The sequence below is a fragment of the Flavobacterium sp. genome, from assembly GCF_031381455.1.
Lineage (GTDB): Bacteria > Bacteroidota > Bacteroidia > Flavobacteriales > Flavobacteriaceae > Flavobacterium.
Window position 1 is genome coordinate 1 of sequence record NZ_JANMXZ010000051.1, and the last position, 17,382, is coordinate 17,382.

The 17,382-nt window shown below is 35.7% G+C and carries 14 protein-coding genes and 2 tRNA genes; 7 read left to right on the forward strand and 9 right to left on the reverse strand.

Annotation, left to right across the window (positions count from 1 at the left end; all coding sequences use genetic code 11):
- Both RMN97_RS12500 and RMN97_RS12505 read right to left on the reverse strand, forming a co-directional pair.
- On the reverse strand, positions 1 to 407 hold a 407-nt coding region (locus RMN97_RS12500), incomplete at its 3' end, for a 50S ribosomal protein L25 (protein ID WP_309614855.1).
- 146 nt (positions 408 to 553) lie between these two features.
- Positions 554 to 1,495, reverse strand: coding sequence for a ribose-phosphate pyrophosphokinase (locus RMN97_RS12505; RefSeq protein ID WP_309614856.1), 942 nt, complete (start codon positions 1,493 to 1,495; stop codon positions 554 to 556).
- 244 nt (positions 1,496 to 1,739) lie between these two features.
- Here RMN97_RS12505 and RMN97_RS12510 point away from each other — a divergent pair.
- Positions 1,740 to 1,819: transfer RNA gene (locus RMN97_RS12510), tRNA-Leu, on the forward strand.
- A gap of 47 nt (positions 1,820 to 1,866) precedes the next feature.
- Positions 1,867 to 2,118: a GIY-YIG nuclease family protein gene (locus tag RMN97_RS12515; protein WP_309614857.1), complete on the forward strand. Its 252-nt coding sequence runs from the start codon at positions 1,867 to 1,869 to the stop codon at positions 2,116 to 2,118.
- Positions 2,119 to 2,523: 405 nt separating this feature from the next.
- Here the strand turns inward: RMN97_RS12515 and RMN97_RS12520 are convergent, their stop codons facing one another.
- From RMN97_RS12520 to serS, 6 genes are all read right to left on the reverse strand, one after another.
- Positions 2,524 to 4,479: an ATP-binding protein gene (locus RMN97_RS12520; RefSeq protein ID WP_309614858.1), complete on the reverse strand. Its 1,956-nt coding sequence runs from the start codon at positions 4,477 to 4,479 to the stop codon at positions 2,524 to 2,526.
- Between the two features lie 213 nt (positions 4,480 to 4,692).
- Complete coding sequence (gene mgtE / locus RMN97_RS12525) at positions 4,693 to 6,042, reverse strand: magnesium transporter (RefSeq protein WP_309614859.1); 1,350 nt, start codon at positions 6,040 to 6,042, stop codon at positions 4,693 to 4,695.
- A complete protein-coding gene (rsmA, locus tag RMN97_RS12530; RefSeq protein ID WP_309614860.1) occupies positions 6,032 to 6,808 on the reverse strand; it encodes a 16S rRNA (adenine(1518)-N(6)/adenine(1519)-N(6))-dimethyltransferase RsmA in 777 nt (258 codons plus the stop codon). Before rsmA ends, mgtE begins: the two co-directional genes overlap by 11 nt.
- 74 nt (positions 6,809 to 6,882) lie before the next feature.
- On the reverse strand, positions 6,883 to 7,194 hold the full coding sequence (locus tag RMN97_RS12535) for a DUF4286 family protein (RefSeq protein WP_309614861.1): 312 nt from the start codon (positions 7,192 to 7,194) through the stop codon (positions 6,883 to 6,885).
- A 94-nt stretch (positions 7,195 to 7,288) separates the two neighbouring features.
- A complete protein-coding gene (locus RMN97_RS12540) occupies positions 7,289 to 9,067 on the reverse strand; it encodes a tetratricopeptide repeat protein (protein WP_309614862.1) in 1,779 nt (592 codons plus the stop codon).
- A gap of 105 nt (positions 9,068 to 9,172) precedes the next feature.
- The gene (serS, locus tag RMN97_RS12545) at positions 9,173 to 10,444 is read right to left on the reverse strand and encodes a serine--tRNA ligase (RefSeq protein ID WP_309614863.1); all 1,272 of its coding nucleotides are present in this window, start codon (positions 10,442 to 10,444) and stop codon (positions 9,173 to 9,175) included.
- A gap of 241 nt (positions 10,445 to 10,685) precedes the next feature.
- Here serS and RMN97_RS12550 point away from each other — a divergent pair, with 241 nt between their 5' ends.
- From RMN97_RS12550 to RMN97_RS12570, 5 genes are all read left to right on the forward strand, one after another.
- Positions 10,686 to 12,605 carry a M1 family aminopeptidase gene (locus RMN97_RS12550; protein ID WP_309614864.1) on the forward strand — a complete coding sequence of 640 codons (1,920 nt, stop codon included), beginning with the start codon at positions 10,686 to 10,688 and terminating at the stop codon, positions 12,603 to 12,605.
- A gap of 99 nt (positions 12,606 to 12,704) precedes the next feature.
- A complete protein-coding gene (gene rseP / locus RMN97_RS12555; protein WP_309614865.1) occupies positions 12,705 to 14,051 on the forward strand; it encodes an RIP metalloprotease RseP in 1,347 nt (448 codons plus the stop codon).
- A gap of 84 nt (positions 14,052 to 14,135) precedes the next feature.
- A tRNA-Asn gene (locus tag RMN97_RS12560) sits at positions 14,136 to 14,209 on the forward strand.
- A gap of 231 nt (positions 14,210 to 14,440) precedes the next feature.
- The gene (locus RMN97_RS12565) at positions 14,441 to 14,923 is read left to right on the forward strand and encodes a low affinity iron permease family protein (RefSeq protein WP_309614866.1); all 483 of its coding nucleotides are present in this window, start codon (positions 14,441 to 14,443) and stop codon (positions 14,921 to 14,923) included.
- Positions 14,924 to 15,109: 186 nt separating this feature from the next.
- Positions 15,110 to 15,454, forward strand: coding sequence for a membrane-binding protein (locus tag RMN97_RS12570; RefSeq protein ID WP_309614867.1), 345 nt, complete (start codon positions 15,110 to 15,112; stop codon positions 15,452 to 15,454).
- Positions 15,455 to 15,525: 71 nt separating this feature from the next.
- On the opposite strand, the gene RMN97_RS12575 is transcribed toward RMN97_RS12570, so the two are convergent.
- Positions 15,526 to 17,382: efflux RND transporter permease subunit (locus tag RMN97_RS12575; RefSeq protein ID WP_309614868.1), on the reverse strand; the 1,857-nt coding region annotated here is incomplete at its 5' end.

A 17,382-nucleotide genomic window follows, 5' to 3' on the forward strand; every position in this document is an offset into this window, starting at 1 on the left:
AGATTTTTTGGTAAAGCTTTCACTTTTAATCTACGTTGATTCAAGTTCAAAACACCTCCTAAAAGTACACCTGGAGAAGTTCCGGTTACTTTTACAGGTACTTCCATAATGATTTCTTTGTTGTCATCCAATTGGAAAAAAACAATGTGATTGATTCTGTCTGAAACTGGGTGAAACTGAATGTCTTGCAAAACGGCATTGGTAGTTTTTCCATCCAAATCTATCACAACTGTGTGTGCGTTTGGAGTGTAAACCAAGCTTTTAAATGCTTTTTCTTCTGCTGCAAAATGAATTGGTTGACTTCCTCCGTAAATAACGCAAGGAACCATTCCAGCATTACGTACCGCCTTAGTCGCAACTTTGCCTACGCTTTCTCTTTGTGATCCTTTAATCGTAATCGATTTCATTGTAAAATATATATAATTAATAATAAAAATTCTTTTCTGGGCGTTGCTCTCGTTCCTCGCGCCGCGCTTTCCACTATAGTCCTTGCTGCGCTGCGGGCTGCCGTTGCAATCGCTAACGCAATCTTCTGCAAACTACTTCCAACAGCTTACATTAAAAACTTCCCGCTAATGGAATTGTTGTGCTGCACCATGTTCATTACTTCTGCAAAAAGTGGCGCACAACTCACTACTTTTATTTTATTTGATTCCTTCTTTAACGGAATTGAATCGGTTACTATCAATTCCAGTAATTGAGATTTCTCTAATTTCTCATAAGCATCACCCGAAAGTATCGCATGAGTACAAATTGCTCTCACGCTTAACGCTCCTTTTTCAATCATTAAATCAGCTGCTTTGGCAAGTGTTCCTCCGGTATCGACCATGTCGTCCACCAGAATTACATTTCTACCTTTCACTTCACCAATCAACTCCATTGTGTCAATTATGTTGGCAGCTTTTCTTTGTTTGTAACAAATTACCACATCTGATTCTAAAAACTTAGAATACGCATACGCTCTTTTTGAACCTCCCATATCTGGAGATGCGATTGTTAAATTGTCTAACTGCAGACTCTTAACATAAGGCAAAAAGATAGTCGATGCAAATAAATGATCCACCGGCATTTCAAAGAAACCTTGAATCTGATCAGCATGTAAATCCATCGTCATGATTCGGGTTGCTCCGGCAGTTTCTAATAGTTTTGCTATCAGTTTTGCTCCAATCGGAACCCTTGGTTTGTCTTTTCGGTCTTGTCTTGCGTAACCAAAATACGGAATTACGGGAGTAATGTGTCGGGCTGATGCTCTTTTTGCAGCATCAATCATTAACAAAAGTTCCATTAAATTGTCGGCGCTCGGAAATGTAGAGCAGACAATAAAAACACGCAAGCCTCTTATTGATTCTTCAAAAGAAGGTTGAAATTCACCATCACTAAATTTTGAGAACGTAACTTTACCCAGCGGAACACCATAGTTTTCGGCTATTTGTTCAGCAAGGTAGACGCTTTGCGAACACGCAAATATCTTTGCTTCTGGTTCTAAATGCGACATTATAATTTGTTGTTTTTATCCGTTGCAATCCTAACGGAAATGCCTCGAATGTAGTTAGTTAGTTGTGCTTCGTTTTACCGAGGTGCAAATTTAGAAATTAAATCTAACTCTGAAAGGATATTTTAGAGTATTTTTTTAGAAAATGATGTTTTATTTTTTACATTTGCACCGTGTTTAAAAATAAGCAGCCTTTTTGACTCTTATTTTTCGCGATAAACCAACTGTTGTTGGTTTTGTCTACTTAGCCCGGATGGCGGAATTGGTAGACGCGCTGGTCTCAAACACCTGTGGGCAACCGTGCGGGTTCAAGTCCCGCTCCGGGTACAAAAGCTCTTCGAAAGAAGGGCTTTTTTTAATTTTAAAATATTTTTATGTATTATGTTTACGCAATTTCTAGTTTGGAACGCAACTATATTTATGTAGGTTTAACAGATAATTTAGAAAGAAGATTTTTTGAACATAACAATGGTAAAAACAAAACAACCAAACCTTATTTGCCATTTAAAATAATTTATACTCAAGAATTTGAGACAAGACTAGAAGCTAGGCAAAAAGAAAAATATTTTAAAAGCGGCATTGGTAAGGAAAAATTAAAAATCATTCAAGAAAGTTTAACGCAATAGGCGGAACCTGCCTGCCGGCAGGCAGGTTGGTAGACGCGCTGGTCTCAAACACCTGTGGGCAACCGTGCGGGCCTGTCTACCGACAGGTAGATTCAAGTCCCGCTCCGGGTACAAAAGCTCTTCGAAAGAAGGGCTTTTTTTGTGGGCTGGAGTCAAACTCCTTTTGTTTGCTCAAGCTCGAGGCCTGCCTGCCGTTAGGCAGGTACAAAAACGTATCTCAAAGGTGGGGCTTTTTAATTTAAGAGCGAGTCAAATATTTTTATTTGCTTGCCCTAAGCGCTTTAAAAACAGCTAATATTTCATAGTGCTTTTTGCTTTTTAACTTACTTTTAATTACAAAAACAATTTGAAATACTTGTGGATTTTTTTAATGGTAGTTTGAATTAACAAAGTCAGATGAGTTAATTAGGCTTTAATCCATTTCTTTAAAAGAGTTTCCAACTCATTAAATATAATAGGTTTTGAAAGATAATCATTCATACCAAATTCAAAGCATTTTTCTTTTTCACCCAACATAATTCCGGCGGTTAATGCAATGATTGGAATATGGCTTTTGTCTTCTAAAGTTCGAATTTCAGTTGATGCTTCATAACCATTCTTTATGGGCATTTGCACATCCATTAAAATAAGATCTAATGGGTTATTTTTAAATTGTTCTATAGCTTCAGCACCATTAATGGCTTCATAAATAGTTCCATTGGGAACCATTTTCTTAACCAATGTTTTTGCTAAAAACATATTGATAGGATTGTCTTCTACAATTAAAATTTGAATAGGATTAGTAAATAGAGACTGAATATCTTTCATTTTTCTAGCTTCATTCGAAAATGCAATAGTGTTTTCTGTTGAATTGGTTGAAGTTTGAAAATCAACTTCAAAATAAAAATTACTCCCTTCTCCAAATTTACTAACGAGTTTCATCTTACTATTCATCAAACCTAGTAACCTATTTGAAATAGCCAACCCTAATCCTGTACCACCATATTTTCTAGAGGTAGAATTATCCTCCTGAACAAAAGACATGAATATTTTTTCTTGATTATATTCTTTAATACCAATTCCAGTGTCTTTAACTGAAAATTGAATGGTGGCTTCCCCATTGTTATTTTCAAGACAATGTAAATCCAAATGAATTTGACCAAACGAAGTAAATTTTAAGGCATTACTAATTAGATTGAAGAATATTTGTTTAAGCCGAATAGCATCAGCAAAAATAGTAACGGGCACATCGTGATCAATAGAAAGTGTTAGGGAAATGTTTTTTAGCAGCGCTTGTTGTTTGAAAAGTTCGATGACTTGATTTGTAAGTTCAACTAAATTTACTTCTTGTATATTCAATTCGAGTTTGCCTGCTTCAATTTTAGAAAAATCTAAAATATCATTTATAATTTCCATTAATGCTGTTGCAGATTCACTAACGGTTGACATATATTCCATTTGGTTTTTATCCAAATTAGTTTTCATAAGTAAATTAGTAAACCCAATTATACCATTTAACGGTGTTCTAATTTCATGACTCATATTTGCTAAAAACTCTGATTTGGCTTTACTTGCTGTCTCAGCTTGTAATTTTGATTTCAATAGGTCAATTTCCATCTCTTTTCGGGCAGTGATATCAATGAATGTGATAATGATTTCTTTAATTTCAGATCCTCCATCATTAAACTTCGGAAAACCGTTTACCAATACCCATAAAATATCATTATGTAATGGGCGATTAACGCCTATAACACTATTTTTTAAAGGAATTTTCGTTGATTTTATTTCATTAATCGGATAATTTTCTAACGGCACTGAACTTCCGTCTTCATAAATAAACTTCCATTGTGGGTCAATTGCAAATTTTCCTCTCATTTGATCCTCACTCAAACCTAATAATTCGGAAGCCTTAGCATTACTAATTTGAATGGAAGTGTCTGGATTGTGAATAATAACACCCGCTTCAAGGTTGTTTAATATGTCTCTATATCTTGTTTCATTTTTAGCTAAAGTATCAATGGCAATTTTTTTCTCAGTAATGTCTTTGCCAAAACAAGCAATGCCATAAATTTCATTTTCTTCATACATTGGATGAATATTAATTTCATACCAAAGTAATTCATCGGAATTTGCTATCGGACTATAAATTTCATGAGTCACTTTTTCACCTTTAAATCCTCTATTATATAGAGTTTTCCAATATGCTAGATATTCGTGATCGAAAAATTCTTTGGAAAGCACATAGTCGTTTACATTAAAATCATGCCCTGTATAGGATTTTAAACTATCTTTAAAAGTATCATTAAAGGCAATAAGCTTGTATTCCTTATCGATGCTCCACATGAGATCTGTTGAACTATTTATTAATGCTTGATTAATCATATAACCTTGAAGTTTATTCTATGTAAACAATAGAATATAGTTAATTGATGAAGAAAAATGGAATACAATAGTTTAATAATTGATAATGTAATGAAAGACATATACTAACCGCTATCTTCAAATGTAGTAAATAAAAATAGAATACAGATTTAAAAAAACTACAGGGTTTGATAGAACTAAATGTGGTTCCTAATTCTCTTTGTAATAATTTATTTAAAACCCAAGAATCATACGCGCAATCCAGAAATATATCATGATTCCGAAAACGTCGTTGGTTGTAGTGATGAAGGGACCTGTAGCAATAGCGGGATCTACTTTATTTTTGTAGAGTACTAATGGAACTACTGTCCCCAACAATGCTGCAAAAAGAATCACGACAATCATTGAGATGGAAATCGCGAGCCCAACCAATTCCTGTCCGTACATTAAAGAATGATATAAAAATAGAAAAGATGAAATTATAGTTCCTGAAAGCAATGCAACTGCGAGTTCTTTCTTTAGATAGGTTTTACTGAATTCTTTTAATGAACCGTTTGCCAAGCCTTGCACCACAATCGCTGATGCCTGAACTCCTATGTTTCCTGCGGTTGCCGAAAGTAATGGAACAAATATGATTAATGTTGAATAGGTTTGTGCCGTCGTTTCGTTTTCCTTTAGCACCAATGAGGCTACTAATTCAATTGCCATTCCAATCAAAAGCCACGGTAAACGTGCTTTTATCATTTCCAAAACACTATCGCCAGCTTCTACATCTTGCGTGATACCTGCCGCCATTTGGTAATCTTTGTCGGCTTCTTCTTTGATCACATCGATAATATCATCAACCGTAACACGACCCACTAATCTCCCCATTTCATCAACAACTGGAATCGCTTCCAAGTCATATTTTTGCATGATTCGGGCTACCTCAGTGTTTGGGGTGTCAACTTTTACAGAATCCACTTTTTTGATATACACTTCGCTGATTGGCGTTTTGGTAGAAGTCGTCAACAAATCTTTTAGCGATAATCTGCCTTTTAAACGATTTTCATCATCTACCACGTAAATCGAATGCACGCGAGTAACGTTTTCCGCTTGGATTCGCATTTCTTTCACACAGGTAAGCACGTTCCAATTTTCATTGACTTTCACTAACTCTTTCCCCATCAAACCACCGGCAGTATCTTCGTCGTAACGCAACAAATCGACAATGTCTTTGGCGTGTTCAACATCTTCCAGCTCCGAGATTACTTCCTCCTTTTTGCTTTGCGAAAGTTCGGCAATAATATCGGCAGCGTCATCCGTATCTAATTCATCTAACTCTTCTGCAATTTCTTTGGCAGAAAGACCATGAAGAATTTTTTCACGAACATCATCTTCTAATTCGGGAAGAATTTCAGCGGTTATTTCACTGTCAAGAATCTTAAAAATATAAGTAGCTTCTTCAATATTCAGTTCATCAAAAATCTCGGCAATATCGGCATGGTGCATATCATTCAACAACACTTCCAACTCTTGGTCGTTTTTGTCATGAATGAGCTGCTCGATTTGCTCTAAGAGTTCTTTGCTGATTTTAAACTGCATTGGCTTCTATTTTTTGAGTGAGTTCTATGAACTGTTCAACGGTTAATTGCTCAGGACGCAGGTCAAAGATAGTATCTTCTTTTAAATTATCCGAAAGCTGGAATGATTTTAAACTATTCCGTAATGTTTTGCGACGTTGTTGGAAACCTGTTTTTACTACCGAAAAGAATAATTTTTCATTGCATGGAAGTGTGAAATTCTCTTTCCTGCGTAAGCGCAAAACCCCAGAGTTTACTTTTGGGGGCGGATTAAAAACATCGGGTGAAACCGTAAATAAATATTCAGCTTCATAAAAAGCCTGAACCAAAACGGATAGAATTCCGTAGGCTTTTGTTCCTTTTTTTTCACAGATGCGTTCTGCCACTTCTTTTTGAAACATGCCCGAAAACTCAGGAACCTGATGACGCAATTCCAAACATTTAAAAACAATTTGCGATGAAATATTATAGGGAAAATTACCAATGATGGCAAAAGGTTTGCCTTCAAAAACTTCGTTGAGATTGTATTTCAAAACGTCCTTGGAAATGATTTTGCCGTGCAGTTTAGGATAGTGCGCATTCAAATATTCAACTGAATCGGTGTCAATTTCGATAACATAGGTTTCGGTTGGCTTTTCCAAAAGGTATTTGGTCAAAACTCCCATTCCCGGACCAATTTCCAAAGTAATGTCATAGCCTTCAAAATTCAAAGTGTCGGCTATATTTTTGGCAATCGATTCATCCGTTAGGAAATGTTGTCCGAGATGTTTTTTGGCTCTTACGTCCATAAGGTTTGTGGTTTAGGGTTTAAGGTTTAGGGTTGGAGTAACTATAAACTACAAACCATAAACTATAAACATTTTTAATGTTCCGAAATCAACTCCAATTCTGTCCGGAAAGCCAGCATTTTATCGCCAAATAATTTTAATCCTTCTTCGCGTAATCTTCCAGCATCTTCATCATAATACCTCTGTAGGGTTTCTTTACTGTCAGTAGTGTATTGAATAGAATAGGTTGTTCCGCCCATATCTTCCTCGACCAAAACTTTGACCATTCTAGCGGAAGAAAATTTCCCGGTAGCCAATACATCATTGATATGTTTTTCCTGCATCCATTGCATCCATTGGTCGTGAACGCTTTCGTGTATGTTCATGGTTACGTTGTAAAGTATCATTTTGATTAAGGGTTATAAGTTTAAAAGGGTTATGAAGTTTATAAAAAAACTCTAACTGCGACTGAGACCTGCCTGCCGGTAGGCTGGCTGAACACTAAAGATTAGTATCACCTCGTAGTTTTCGGTATTTATTCCTTGAATCTACATAATAAATGCTGTCTTCATGTTTGGTGAGCATTTCTTCATAAAGCGGTTTTGCTTTTTCTGTATCTTTCAGTTGGTTGTTATAAATTTCTGCCGAAAAATAGAGTGCTTCATCAATATAAATGCAGTCTTTATGTTTGGTGATTATCGCATCATAATTGGCTAAAGCATTAGCAAAATCAACTAATTTTTCATAGATTTTCCCAATGCGCAAAAGTGTTACGGGTTCAATATCCTCGCCTTTGTGTTCTTTCAAAATCAGTTGAAATGCTGCCAACGATTCCTTCTTTTTATTTTGATATAAAAGAAAATCAGCACGCGCAAATTTCTTCAAAGCCACCTGCAGAGAATCTTCCACAGTGTTGTCGCTTATCAGCAAAAATAAATCCAACGCATCATTGGCAATCAGTTGTGACGACGCTGATTTCAATACTTTTAATTGGTGTGATGCCCATTCAAAATCGGTTTTAAAATAACTGGTTTTAGCGGTTTTTAAACTGGCTTCCTGACCAACCACATCGCCACTCATGTCTTCTTCAATCTGGGAATAGTAAATCAACGCCTGATTAAACTTTTCTTCAAATAAATAAATGTCGGCCAATTCCATTTTTACTTCAGCCAATTGATATCTGTTAATCGGCATTTCCATAGCACTTTTCAAAATCGCTTTGGCTTTTTCTGAATTGTTCAAATGAAAAGCGTTGAAATCAGCCTCTAATTTTAAAAGCGAAAGCGTGTATGGACTTACGCCAAATTCTTTAACCAACGATTCTAGTTCAGCAGTTATAGCAGGATAATCTTTCTCTGTAGCGTGGTCAATTTTCATTTCTATCAAATAGGAATGCGACTGAATAAGTAATTCTAAATCTTTGGTATTTTCGAGTACAAAACTCAAAATTTCGGTTGCCGAATCTTGGTCATTATCTTCAATCGCCATTTGTCCTAAATTTACAATATTGGCAAAAGAATCGGGATTTCGTTTGTAAATCGCTTTTTGCTGAATAAAGGCTTTGCCATATTCTTTTTGCTGTATAAAAAGCCAGCTTAAGAAATCATTCCAAAAAACATCCTGTGTTTTTTGTGCTCTAAGCAACAGTGCTTTTTTTAACGAATCGTTAAAATTAGTATCCACTTCTTCCGTCATAAATCGGGATAACTGATTTTGAATTAGCGGCAGATTTTGTGGGTTTTGAAAAGCCTCCTGCAAGAACATGTCAATCATCAAATCGGTATTGCCTTTTTGCCCGTAAAGCGTGGCCATTTGAAAATTTAAAGACAACTTAGGCTCTTTTTCCAAGGCTGTTTGGTATGCCAAAAGCGCATAATCTATTAATGCCTTTATTTCGAAAACATAGGCAATTCCGTAGACTTCATTCGCATTTTTCTTGATTTTATCAATCGCCTGATTGTAATATTTAGTGGCTTTTTCTTGGTTTTTTTGCAACTGATAATTAAAACCCAATTCGACCAAAAGATTATTTTGCCTGTATTTGTCAATTCGGTTTTCTAAAAGTTTTTCCGCTTTGTCAAATTGCTGTAATTGCTGCAGACATTCAATTGTTCTTTGGAAATAATTAAAATTTCCTTCATTGGATTTTAACAAATCTTCATAACTCACCAACGCTTTTTCAAATTCACCACGGTCAAAATAATTATTCGCCAACTGCTCGTTCTGAGCATTTGCCCAAAGCGAAACGAATAACACTACTATTACGAGAATTTTTTTCATGAATTTTTTTTAAAAAACAATGCACTAAAGTAACACTTTTTGTGTCCGATTAGTGCAAGTATATGTTAAATAAAGACCTGCCTGCCGACAGGTAGGTTAACTTTTTTAGTTTATGATGTCAAATCCGGTGTACTTGCGCAATACTTCTGGGATTACGATACCTTCCGGGGTTTGATAATTTTCCAGAATTCCGGCTAAAACTCTTGGCAATGCCAATGAGCTTCCGTTTAATGTGTGCGCTAACTGCGTTTTGCCTTCTTTTCCTTTGAAACGCAATTTCAAACGATTCGCCTGGAAGGTTTCAAAATTCGAAACAGAACTAATTTCCAACCATTTATCCTGTGCCGTAGAAAATACTTCAAAATCATAAGTCAAAGCCGAAGCAAAACCCATATCGCCGCCACAAAGACGAAGAATTCGGTAAGGTAATTTCAATTCCTGTAACAAAGTTTTCACATGCTCCACCATTCCGTCTAAAGCTTCATACGATTTATCAGGATGTTCGATGCGAACTATTTCTACTTTGTCAAATTGATGCAAACGATTCAACCCACGAACGTGAGCTCCATAAGAACCTGCTTCACGACGGAAACATGGTGTATATCCTGTACACAAAATCGGCAATTCGCTTTCCTGCAAAATCACATCACGGAAAATATTCGTTACCGGAACTTCGGCAGTTGGAATTAAATATAAATCGTCGGTTGCATCATGGTACATTTGCCCTTCTTTATCCGGTAATTGTCCGGTTCCGTAGGCAGAAGCTTCATTTACCAAATGCGGAACCTGAAATTCCTGATAACCGGCTTCGGTATTTTTATCTAAGAAATATGAAATCAACGCGCGTTGTAATTTGGCTCCTTTTCCTTTATAAACAGGAAAACCTGCGCCAGTGATTTTTACACCCAATTCAAAATCGATGATGTCGTATTTTTTTACCAATTCCCAATGTGGTTGTGCGCCTTCGTGCAAAACAGGAATTTCGCCTTCTTCAAAAACGTTTAGGTTTTCTTCGGGAGTTTTTCCAACCTGAACAATATCCGCAGGAAGATTTGGCAACTGATACATTTTTTCTAAAAGTTCATTGGCTAAAGCATCTGATTTTTCACCAAGTTCTTTGCTCGTTTCTTTTAACTGAACCGTTTTTAGTTTTAGGATTTCAGCTTTTGCTTTTTCACCACTTTTCATCAAATCGCCAATGGCTGATGAAAGCTTGTTGGCTTCCGCCAAAGTAGTATCTAAAGCAACTTGTGTGCTTCTTCTGTTTTCGTCTAATAGGATTACTTCTTCCACGAGTGTCTTCACATCCATGTTTCTTTTGGCTAGAGCCGTAATCACTTTTTCTTTATTATCTCTGACGTAACTTATCTGTAACATGACATTTTCTTTATAAGGACGCAAATTTAATGAAATGTTTGATATAACCTTTCTGATAGTGAAACTTAATAACTACAATAAATTTGCAACTATCTGAAATACCGACTGTCCACCGGACAGTCTCCTCTTAATCTCAAATCTAATTAAATAAAAATCAAAGGAATAGAAGTATAATTTATAATTTATTTGGCAGAAGCATAATTCAATAAGTGGTATATTAGCAAAAATTTTTGCTATTGCCATGAAGAAATCCTACCTATTACTGCTGTGTTTTACAGTATCTATTGTTTTTGCCCAAACCAATTTAAATAAAACCAATTCAATTGCTGAAGCTGAAATGAACTCGGCATCACGACAGATGAATATTGAAGTCAATCCAAATACGGCTAATTACAACATTACCTATCACAGATTGGAATTTACAGTTAATCCAACGGTGAAGTTTATCACAGGAAAAGTCTTTACTACGTTCACAGCATTGGCAAACATGACTACAGTAACATTTGATTTTGCTAATGAATTAACAGCGAGTTCGGTCAAAATCGGAGCCACTAATTTGACTTTTGTCGAAAACACCAATAATGAGTTGATTATTACGTTACCTGCAACACAAACTATAGGGGCTTCAGCTACTGTTGAGATTAATTATTCGGGTGTTCCGCCAGCCAATGGGTTTGATTCCTTTGTTCAATCAACACATAACGGTAGTCCAATTATTTGGACACTTTCAGAACCATTTGGTGCCAGAGACTGGTGGCCTTGTAAGCAGGACTTGAATGATAAAATTGATAGTATAGATGTTTATATCACAGCGCCATCACAATACATTGCAGTTTCTAACGGAATTGAAACTACCACACCAGTAATTTCAGGTGCAAATAAAACGACACATTTTCATCATGGTCACCCGATTCCAGCTTACTTAATTTGTATGGCGGTTACAAATTATCAAATATACAACCAAACTGCAGGAACGGCCCCCAATACATTTCCCATTATAAATTATGTTTATCCTGAAAATTATAGTTCCTCCGTTTCGGATTTAAATGAAACAATAGGAATAATAAATTTATATGAAACGCTGTTTGAGCCATACCCTTTTCGCAACGAAAAATATGGACATGCTCAGTTTAGTTGGGGCGGCGGAATGGAGCATACAACAGTTTCTTTTATGTTTAATTTTAGCAGACAATTGATTGCTCATGAAATGGGACACCAATGGTTTGGAGATAAAGTGACTTGTGGCACATGGAAAGACATTTGGTTAAACGAAGGATTTGCTACCTATTTGGCTACTTTAGTGATTGAAAATTTTGATGGCGCCGATGCTTTTGTAACCGAAAAAGCAGGTATGATAGATTATATTACTTCAAGTCCAACCGGGAATGTTTATTTAACGGATGCACAAGCCACCAATGTAAACAGAATTTTCAGCAGCCGATTGAGTTATAACAAAGGCGCTATGGTTTTGGAAATGTTGCGTTTTAAATTGGGTGATGCCTTGTTCTTTCAAGGGGTGAAAAATTATTTAGCCGATTCTAATTTGGCTTATAAATATGCCGTAACTACCGATTTCAAAACCCATATGGAAACCGTTTACGGACAAAGTTTAACGGAGTTTTTCAACGATTGGATATACAATCAAGGGTATCCGACTTATACGATTACGGCTCAAAATTGGGGCGTAGGTCAGGCCAAATTTGTGATTAACCAAACCCAATCGGATGCTTCAGTTTCCTATTTTGAAATGCCGGTTCCGCTTAGAATTTATGGAGCTGGTGGACAACAAGCTGATTTAGCATTGAACAATACGTTTAATGGAGAACAAATTATTGTTAGTGTTCCTTTTGCTATTACAAATGTTGAATTTGATCCTAAACGACATATTATTGCGGCTAATTCTTCAGCTACGTTAGGAAATCAAAATTTTGATGTAGACAACGCGGTTTCGATTTATCCTAATCCAAGTTCGGATGTACTGCACATTCAAATGCCGAGTACTTCAACATTAGAAAATGTAACTGTTTATAATAATCTAGGGCAAAAAGTTTTGGAAAATCCGACTTTAGATTTTTCGGTAAATAGCTTGTCAACGGGAGTTCATTATGTGGAGATTCAGACGACAGATGGCACTTATCATAAAAAATTCATAAAAAAATAACCTGCCTGACGGCAGGCAGACCTTTTTAACAAAAAAAGTGTACAAGAGTAAGGCGGAAACCTTACTTTTGTGCTTTTAAAAGAAATCGATACATAAGAAATGGAAATTGCAATCAAATTATCTCAATTTTTACTGAGTTTATCAATACTAATAATACTTCACGAATTAGGGCATTTTATTCCTGCCAAATTATTTAAAACACGAGTAGAGAAGTTCTACTTGTTTTTTGACATCAAATATTCATTACTAAAAAAGAAAATCGGCGAAACCGAATACGGTATCGGATGGCTGCCACTTGGAGGCTATGTGAAAATATCAGGAATGATAGATGAAAGCATGGACAAAGAGCAAATGGCATTGCCGCCGAAACCATGGGAATTTCGTTCTAAACCAGCCTGGCAACGATTAATCATTATGCTTGGTGGTGTTACGGTGAATTTTATTTTGGCTTTTATCATTTATATTGGGATGGTTTATTTTTATGGTGATATCTATGTTAAAAATGACTCTGTAAAAGACGGTGTATGGGTAACCAATCCAGTTGTGGAGAAAGCCGGAATCAAAACAGGAGATAAAATTGTTTCCATTGATGGTGAAAAAGTAGAGCGCTTTGTACCTGCTGTTAGTTTGGATATTTTAATGTCTAAAAAAGTTGTAGTTGAAAGAAATGGGGAAGAAAAAACAATAGACCTTCCAGTAGGTTTCATCGGGAAAATAATTGACCAGGATAAAAAGAGTGTGATTACCTTAAGACTCCCTTTTGTAGTGGCAGGTTTTTCCGCGGGTTCTCCTAATGACAAACAGTTAAAACCAAAAGATATTTTAGTTTCTATTGACGGCAAACCTACGAAATATATAGATGAGGTGACCCCGATTTTGGAACCTAATAAAGGTAAAAGTTTGGTAGCAGTTGTATTAAGAGAACAGAAGCTAACGAATGTGAGCCTTCAAGTCAACAAGTCAGGAAAACTCGGAGTCCAATTAGGTGAATTGGAAACCGACAATTTAGAAAAACTTGGTTATTACAAATTCAATAATGTGGAATATGGTTTTTTTGAATCTATTCCAATTGGAATGCAAAAAGGATTTGATCAGCTCGCCAAATATGGAAAGCAGTTAAAAGCAATTTTCACACCAAGTACAGGAGCCTATAAAGGTGTTGGAGGTTTTGCAGCGATTTATAATGTATTCCCGGATTCATGGAGCTGGGAAGCGTTTTGGAGCATTACAGCTTTATTGTCAATTATGCTTGGCGTTATGAATTTGTTGCCTATTCCAGCTTTAGATGGAGGTCATGTAATGTTTTTGTTATACGAAATAATTAGTGGTAAAAAACCTAGTGATAAGTTCCTAGAAAATGCCCAAATGGTTGGCTTTGTTTTACTTATTTCGTTATTACTGTTTGCCAACGGGAATGATATTTACAAGGCAATTTTTCATAAATAAGATTTTTTAAAATTTTCTTTAAAATTATTTGTAGAAAATAAAAATCGCATTATATTTGCAACCGCTTTAAAAGGTAACACACCTTCCTTCTTAGCTCAGTTGGTTAGAGCATCTGACTGTTAATCAGAGGGTCCTTGGTTCGAGCCCAAGAGAGGGAGCATAAAAGAGTAACATGTAAATGTTGCTCTTTTTTTATGCCTAATACTTTTGGCGAGTTTCGAAGCTCCCAATATCCCGAACATGTTCCGGGAAGCTCATGGTGGAAGTTATAAAGTAACTAATTCACCAAACTAAATAATGAGTTAATCTTATAATTAAATAAATAAATTTTGTAAAACGTTTGTATGCTATTCGGTTTACTTTAGTCCGGCAATCCTAAAGACAGAATCATGGCAACAAATAAAAAAAACACCAAGAAAGCGACACCACCGTCAAAGACTTCATTTTTCGAAAAATGGGCGAGCAAAGTATCTAAAGCAACCGGAAGTACAGGCGCATTTAGTTGTGCGTTTATAATTGTAATCGTCTGGGCAATATGCGGTCCCTTCTTTGACTATTCTGAAACTTGGCAATTGGTAATTAACACTGGGACAACCATAATTACATTCTTAATGGTTTTCCTGATACAAAAAGCACAGAATAAAGACTCTCTGGCCATACAGCTTAAACTAAATGAGCTGGTAGCTTCCAATAAATATTCGAGTAATCGTCTTGTAGATATTGAAAGCATGACCGAAGAAGAAATGGAAACTGTACAAAAATACTACAGCAACCTGAGTGCTTTATCAGCTAAAGACACTAGCTTGCATACTTCACATTCTATTGAAGAGTCGCAGAATAAACATGAAGGTAAAGTCAAGCAAAAAAAATAATTATCTGAAAAATAGAGGAAAAAGATTTACGCTCAATGTGATAAGAAAGTAAATTTCCAAACTGTTTAACAACTAGACAATGTTAAATTTTCATCCAATGTTACCAAATTGTTAACTAAAAGTTTTTTAAATGTAAAATAATGTATATATTTGTTATGTAATTATGAATATTTAAAACCTACAACGATGAAAAAGATAATGATTTTAGGTGCTTTAGCAATCTCAGCATTGACTTTTGCACAAACAGCAAAGCCAGTTTTGGAACAAGAAGGTAATCTAGTAAAAGCTACTTACTACTATGATAATGGACAAATCCAACAACAAGGTCATTTTAAAGATGGCAAATTGGAAGGAAGTTGGGTTGCTTATGATACTAATGGAAATAAAAAATCAATTGGTGAATATGCTAACGGAGAAAAAACCGGAAAATGGTTTTTTTGGAATGATAAATCACTAAGCGAAGTTGATTATTCAAGCAGCAGAGTGGCCAAAGTGAAATCTTGGAAACAAGACGCTCTTGCTAAAAATTAAAAAGTTAATTATTTATAAATAGAAAAGGGAACTCAATTTTGAGTTCCCTTTTTTGTATGTAAGAAATGCTATTATAATGCTTTTCTATCTCTAATATAATACTTAGTTCGTTTCACTAAATAGAACATTACCGGAACCATTACTAAAGTCAGCACGGTTGCATAAGTCAATCCGAAGATAATGGTCCAAGCCAAAGGCGACCAGAAAATAACGTTATCTCCACCCATATATAAATGCGGATTCAAATCGGTTATTAATCCGAAGAAGTCAAAGTTCAAGCCAATCGCTAACGGAATTAATCCCAAAACTGCAGTCAGCGCTGTTAATAAAACGGGACGCAAACGCGATTTTCCACTTTCAATAATTACGGCTTTTATTTCGTCAAGCGATAAATCATTGTGTGATTCAACTCCTTTGTCTGCTACTTTTTTATCCAAAAGCAATACAAAGAAATCCATTAATACAATTCCATTTTTCACCACAATTCCCGCCAAGGAAATAATTCCCATCATGGTCATCAGCACAACGAAATCCATTCCTGCTATTATATAACCATAGAAAACACCACTGAAACTTAACAATACGGTAAATAAAATAACTAGTGATTTGGAAACCGAATTAAATTGCAACACGATGATTATGGTAATTCCGGCTAAAGCCAAAAACAACGCATAAAACAAGAAACTTTGATTTTTTCCTTGCTCTTCCTGCACACCTGAGAACGAATACGTAACTCCTTTTGGCATTTTGTAACTGGTTAATTCAGTCCCAATTTGCTTGGTAATTTCGTCGCCATTAAAACCGGTCAACACATTGGAATAAAAGGTCAAAATACGTTTGTAGTTCTTCCTTTTGATTTGGTTATACGTGTCTTTTTTCTCCGTTTGCGAAACAGCAGAAATCGGAACCTGAACGATTTGTCCGTTATTCTGATTTCTAAAAGTCAACGATTGATTGAAAAGTATATTTTCGCTTTTACGTTGGTCTTCCTGCATACGAACCACAATGTTATAATCATCATCACCTTCTTTGAAAGTTGAAATTTCCTGACCATAAACGGAACGACGAAGATTAAAACCTAACTGACCTGTAGAAACACCAAGACTTCCGGCGTTTACTCTGTCTACTTTTACTTCCAGTTCCGGACTTTCTTTGTTTACATCTACATTCAGTTTTTCAATTCCGGGAATATTTTTAGAATCGACAAAAGCAATCAATTTGTCAGCTTCTTTTAGCATTACATCATAATCGGTTCCAGTCAACTGTATACTAATCGGATAACCGGCTGGCGGACCATTCGCGTCTTTTTCGACCGTCACATTTGCACCTGCAATTCCTTTTACTTTCGCTCTGATTTCTTCTAAAACATCAGAAGTATTGTAGCCTCTTCTGAATTTGTACTCAGAGAAATTCACCGTTACTTTTCCTTTAAAAGGTGTCTCAGATGCAGAACCGGCATCAACATTTGGATTTCCAGCACCAACACCAACTTGAGAAACAATACTTTCTGCCAAGAAATTTCCATTCTTATCTTTTGGATCAGCATATTTATTCAAAATGCTAATCACTTGTTTTTCTACAAATGAGGTAGCCTTGTTTGTTTTTTCGATATCGGTTCCTTGTGGATATTCAATATAAACAATCGCCTGATTTGGAATGTTATCCGGAAAGAACAATACTTTTCTCGGGAAAATTCCCAATAGCATGAATGAAAGAAACAACATCCCAATAATGGTACCCAGAGCAATCCATGCATTTCTTCCGGTTAATATTTTTGATAAAAATGCTTGGTATTTTTTCTCCATTTTTGGAAAGAAACCATGTTGGAAATCTTGTGTCCATTGGTATAATTTTATTTTATACAACCACATTAATCCAAGAGAAATAATGGAGATGTGACCAATAGCTCTTGCAAATTTCGAATCATA